At 29.0% G+C, this 1350-nt stretch carries 1 pseudogene; it reads right to left on the bottom strand.

Going from position 1 to position 1350, the window contains the following annotated elements:
* Positions 1–1200 precede the first annotated feature (1200 nt).
* A pseudogene (locus ACFINX_RS10075) lies at positions 1201–1350 on the bottom strand (SMI1/KNR4 family protein); the annotation flags it as partial.

The raw sequence follows: 1350 nt of genomic DNA, 5'->3' as shown, positions 1-1350 counted from the left end.
AGAGTTATTTCAGAGGGTTATTACCGTAAGTTTAGAAACCATGAAAATCGTTAAGAACTTACCAAATTTGGTATTAAGAGAAACTGAATAACTTAAAAGCATGCTCACATAATGGGTATGATAAACTCATAAGGGGTATAAGGTCTTATAGCTATAGGTTCCTATACCCCTTTATACATTGCTTACATACAATCTTTAAAAGGATAATTTATCATGCGTTATTCTAAAAAGAAGAAACTTGCACTTTTAGATACTCTTATTTGGATTGCTTTAAAACTTTTAAGAAATCCACTCTTAAATAGAATTAGATTTTTTTACATTGCCTTTAAGAGGTTATACCGTAATCTAAAATGATAGCTTTATGCTTTTCAAAAGCTTTGTTGTGAATACTTATATTACTTTACGCTTTTAATTCCCTAATTTTTGAAAAAAGTATAAGCACCCCATATACCCCCAAAACCCCTACAAAACATATAGCATTAGTTGAATTTACAGGTTGTATTTTGATATAGGTTGTTTTTTTGGAAACTTGATAAAAGTTAACATATTGAAATATAATAAACTTTTATTTTTTATTGAAAAATATGTAAAGGGGGGGCGTAAAAAGCACCTCCAAAACCCCCAAAAACCCCTAAACCTCCAAAACTCATAACCATAATGGTCTTGATAGCATTTCTTATGAGTTACAAGCTATCTTTTGAAAGGCTTAAAGGATCATATGCTTTTCATAAAGCACGTTGTAATCATTCTCTAAAATCATAAGTTTATCTATTCAAATGAACTTATAAAAATTCATAAAAGGGATTTTGATAACGTAATCAGTTTTTACTTTCATACGCTTTTCATAAGACACGCACTAATTACTCACTAAAATAATCTAGTTATCAGTTCAATTTACTGACACAAACTGACAAGTTTTAATCAACTCACATCATTGGTTATCTTTAAAGATTGTACTATTGATATGAGTTGTGTTATTAAAATAATAACATATTGAAATATAATGTTTTTAATTTTTTCTCATTTAAAAAAATGCCATAGGGGCTAAAAAGAACTGACAACACTGACATAGGTCTATTAAAAGGTATTTTTCTCATCTCTATAATTGTCAGTTTCTATTGAGATGTTTTCATAACAGGCAATAAATCGCAATTATCCTATTATCAACTAGTTGTATAACATCATCTAAGGTATAGGTTTTCATGAATTTTCCCCTGCATACTCTTTAATTCTTTTGCAGAGAAATTCATAAAAATTACTTGCGTAATATTCAGAATCTTCAGATGTATACTTGAGATAGAGTGGGCATTCACCATCGCGAAACTGCTTATAATCAAAATAAAAGGTTTC

It is taken from the genome of Bartonella sp. AP36NXGY, assembly GCF_042195865.1.
Taxonomy (GTDB): Bacteria; Pseudomonadota; Alphaproteobacteria; order Rhizobiales; family Rhizobiaceae; genus Bartonella.
This window is presented reverse-complemented; position numbering and strand designations above follow the sequence as displayed.